Annotated in this window: 4 protein-coding genes and 2 pseudogenes; 3 read left to right on the top strand and 3 right to left on the bottom strand. The window is 30.0% G+C overall.

Annotated features, from left to right (window positions below):
• Nucleotides 1–260, bottom strand: a pseudogene (locus ABWO04_RS10355) (hypothetical protein); the annotation flags it as partial.
• Nucleotides 261–433: 173 nt separating this feature from the next.
• On the opposite strand from ABWO04_RS10355, the gene ABWO04_RS10350 reads away from it, so the two are divergent.
• Together ABWO04_RS10350 and ctlX are read left to right on the top strand one after the other, a co-directional pair.
• Nucleotides 434–1,348 carry a dimethylarginine dimethylaminohydrolase family protein gene (locus tag ABWO04_RS10350; RefSeq protein WP_353079631.1) on the top strand — a complete coding sequence of 305 codons (915 nt, stop codon included), beginning with the start codon at nucleotides 434–436 and terminating at the stop codon, nucleotides 1,346–1,348.
• 61 nt (nucleotides 1,349–1,409) lie between these two features.
• Nucleotides 1,410–2,348: a citrulline utilization hydrolase CtlX gene (ctlX, locus tag ABWO04_RS10345; RefSeq protein ID WP_353079630.1), complete on the top strand. Its 939-nt coding sequence runs from the start codon at nucleotides 1,410–1,412 to the stop codon at nucleotides 2,346–2,348.
• Between the two features lie 78 nt (nucleotides 2,349–2,426).
• Here the strand turns inward: ctlX and ABWO04_RS10340 are convergent, their stop codons facing one another.
• On the bottom strand, nucleotides 2,427–3,068 hold the full coding sequence (locus ABWO04_RS10340) for a MarC family NAAT transporter (RefSeq protein WP_353079629.1): 642 nt from the start codon (nucleotides 3,066–3,068) through the stop codon (nucleotides 2,427–2,429).
• Nucleotides 3,069–3,178: 110 nt separating this feature from the next.
• Between ABWO04_RS10340 and ABWO04_RS10335 the strand changes: the two genes are divergently transcribed.
• On the top strand, nucleotides 3,179–3,535 hold the full coding sequence (locus tag ABWO04_RS10335) for a CoA-binding protein (protein WP_353079628.1): 357 nt from the start codon (nucleotides 3,179–3,181) through the stop codon (nucleotides 3,533–3,535).
• A gap of 41 nt (nucleotides 3,536–3,576) precedes the next feature.
• On the opposite strand, the pseudogene ABWO04_RS10330 reads toward ABWO04_RS10335, so the two are convergent.
• Nucleotides 3,577–3,943, bottom strand: a pseudogene (locus tag ABWO04_RS10330) (sodium:solute symporter); the annotation flags it as partial.

The raw sequence follows: 3,943 nt of genomic DNA, 5'->3' as shown, positions 1-3,943 counted from the left end.
GGAGCTTTCTTTGGAGCTGCTTTTTTTGTTGTTTTCTCTGTTGTTTTTTCAACTTTATCTTTCGCTGCTACTTTTTTTGCAGGTGCTTTTTTAACGGCAGCTTTTTTAACAGGAACTTTTTTAACTATTGGCTTTTCTTCAATTATTTCAGAGGCTTTTTCCAATTTTGGTTCAGCAATTTCTGATTTTTTTACATTCGTATTTTCTTCAGTTTGTTTAGCTTTTCCAAATAATGAGCTAAAAAAATTTAATAATCCCATAATAATTTAGTTTTAAGTTTGTTCAAAGATAAGTAATTGGAAATCAATACACAAAATATTATTTTAACAAATTGTAAATTTCTTTTTTATTCGCGCTCAAACTTTTATAATAAAACCAAAGTTCTCTCTTTCTCAATCGTTATCAATTTTCTATATTTGTAAAAAACAGTTTTATGTTATCATTAAATGTAAAAAACGAAACCTCACGATTACGAGCAGTAGTACTTGGAACTGCTATTAGTAATGGGCCAACACCTACAGTTGAAGAAGCTTATGATCCAAAATCATTAGAGCACATAAAAGCAGGAACCTATCCAATTGAAGTAGATATGGTTGCTGAAATGGAAGCTTTTAATGCTGTTTTTCAAAAATATAATGTAGAAGTTTATCGACCAGAAATTATTGAAAATTATAATCAAATTTTTTCTAGAGATATTGGTTTTGTTATTGATGACATTTTTATTAAAGCGAATATTTTACCAGATAGAGAGCGAGAATTAGATGCTATTCAATACATAATTGATAAAATAGATCCAAAAAAAGTGGTTCGTCCACCAGAAAATGTTCATATCGAAGGTGGCGATGTAATGCCTTGGAATGACTACATTTTTATTGGCACTTATAAAGGTTCAGATTATAAAGATTACATTACGGCAAGAACAAATATGGAAGGAGTAGCATACATCCAAAATTTGTTTCCAAATAAAATAGTAAAGGCTTTCGATTTGGTAAAATCTAAAATTGAACCGAGGGATAATGCGTTACATTTAGACTGTTGTTTTCAGCCAATCGGAACAAATAAAGGAATAATTTACAAAAGCGGTTTTCGTGAAGAAGCAGACTATATGTTTCTTGTAAATTTGTTTGGTAAAGATAATTTGTTTCATATCGAAAGAGAGGAAATGTATCATATGAACTCGAATATTTTTTCAATAGCTCCTGATGTAATTGTATCTGAGAAAAATTTCACAAGATTAAATGCTTGGTTACGCCAAAACGATTTTACAGTAGAAGAAATTCCGTATGCCGAAATTTCAAAACAAGAAGGACTACTAAGATGTTCCACTTTACCATTAATTAGAGATTAAATTAATTTGTTTCAAGTTTCACGTAATAAAACCTGAAACCTGAAACTTTAAACAAAATAAAATGAAACAAACTACCAACACCATATTAATGATTCGTCCCGTGGCGTTTCGTATGAACGAACAAACGGCTGTAAACAATTATTATCAAAAAGTTTTAGATGATTTAACTCCAGAAACGGTAAATTTTAAAGCTGTGCAGGAATTTGATGCCTATGTTGAAAAATTAAAAAGTGTAGGCGTACAAGTAATTGTAATTCAAGATAAAAAAGAACCTGATACACCAGATAGTATTTTTCCAAACAACTGGATTTCTTTTCACGAAACAGGTGATATAGTTTTATATCCAATGTTTGCCGAAAACAGAAGATTAGAGCGAAGAGAAGATGTGTTAGATGTTTTGGAAGATAAAGGCTTTGAAATAACTGAAATTATGGATTATTCTTCTGCAGAAGAGGATAATGTATATTTAGAAGGAACTGGAAGTTTAATTTTAGACAGAGAATTTAATAAAGCGTATTGTGCGCTTTCGCCAAGAGCTGACGAAGAATTATTTATCGAATTTTGTGAAGATTTTGATATGTCTCCCATTATTTTTGAAGCCTTCCAAACTGTAAATGGAGAAAGAAAAGCGATTTATCATACCAATGTAATGATGTGTATTGCAGAAACATTTGCCGTTATTTGTGCCGATTGTATTGATGATAAAAAAGAACGCAAAATGGTTTTAGAAAACCTTAAAGCGGACGGTAAAGAAATTATTTTAATCACAGAAGAGCAAGTAAATAATTTTGCAGGAAATATGTTACAAGTTCGAGGTGCAGCTGATAAACGTTATTTAGTAATGAGCAATTCCGCTTATCAAAGTTTAACAAAAGCACAAATTGATAAAATCGAAAAACATTGTGAGATTTTGCACGCAAGTTTAGATGTAATTGAAGCGTGTGGCGGTGGTAGCGCTCGCTGTATGATGGCTGAGGTTTTCTTACCTAAAGTAGAATAACACAAACCTTTAATTTTTTATTAACCAAATTCCAGTTAAATTTAATTGGAATTTGGTTTTTTTTGGAATTTTCTAAATTTAAATTCCTCTAATAATACTCAAAGTAGCACTAATAATATATTGAATTCCGATAGCAATGGTTAAAAATCCAATAATTCTGGATATGGCTACAATTCCTGATGAACCTAATATTTTTGCTAAATAATGCGCACTTCGTAATATTAAATAAATTAAAATGGCTACAGCCAAAATGGCAAAACTAGAAAATAATATTTCCGAAGTGGTTATAGAAGCATCTGTTTCTGTCAACTCTTGATAATAGGCAATTAATAAAGAAATCGATCCAGGGCCCGCAAGCATAGGCATTGCTAAAGGTGTTAAAGCAATATGTTGACGTGTTTCTACTTCTTTCTGAACCTTTTTATTTATTCCTTTGTTCTTGCTAAAGTTTCCATTTAATAATGAAAATCCCGAACTGGCTATTATGATTCCACCTGCAATTCGTAATGCCGTAATGGTAATTCCGAAAAAAGACAAGACATATTGACCTACAAAAAACGAAATTAGTAAAATCACAAATACATTAATTGATGTAATTAATGACGTTTTAGATCGTTCCGAAGCGGAATATCCTTGTGTTAATCCAACAAAAATAGGCACGGTTCCAATCGGATTTAAAACCGAAAATAAGGCGGCAAATAAATAAATAAAAATGTCCATAGTTTTTTTGCAAATATATTGTGTTATTCAAAGATAGAATTTATAATACAATTATTTAAATGTAAATTAAAAAACATTTTGTAATTTAGTGTGAATAAAATCTCAATAAAATGAAAACATTAGTTTTAGGTGCTACCACAAATAAAGAAAGATATGCTTATAAAGCGATACAAAGTTTAATTAATAAAACGCATCAGGTTGTAGCAATCGGAACCAAAGAAGGTATGGCTTTAGATGTTAAAATTGAGACAACTAAATTTCCATTTACAGGCATTGATACCGTTACGTTATATTTAAATCCTAAAAATCAAGAAGAATATTACGACTATATTATTTCATTAAAACCAAGACGTGTATTATTTAATCCGGGTACTGAAAATCCAGAATTTTATGAAATCTTAAAACAAAATAATATTGAAATTGAAGTAGCTTGTACGTTGGTTTTATTGGCTACAAATCAATATTAGTCGAAAGTCAAAAGTTGTAAATGAAAATCTTAAAGTACAACTCAAACACTTTTTTTACTTATTAAGTATAATCCAATAAAAGTAATTAATCCGTTAACAATAATTAATTCTTCTGCAAATGCATACGGGATTAATTTTGGAGCTTCCGCATCAATTCCAGAATTCATACTAATTAAAAAAGTTATTGCTGGTGATAACAAACAAATAAAAGGCACCAATTTGTCTTTTACAGAACGGTTTTTGACTAAAATTCCAAAAACAAATAAACCTAAAAGCGGTCCGTATGTGTACGACGCAACTTTGAATATTAGTTTTACAACTGATTGATTGGTTAATGAATTAAAAATTAAAATCACCAAAAATATTGCCAATGAAAATCCAATATGCACAAGATGTCTTGTTTTTACT

Origin of the sequence: Flavobacterium sp. (assembly GCF_040382755.1) — a bacterium.
Classification (GTDB): Bacteria; Bacteroidota; Bacteroidia; order Flavobacteriales; family Flavobacteriaceae; genus Flavobacterium.
This window is presented reverse-complemented; position numbering and strand designations above follow the sequence as displayed.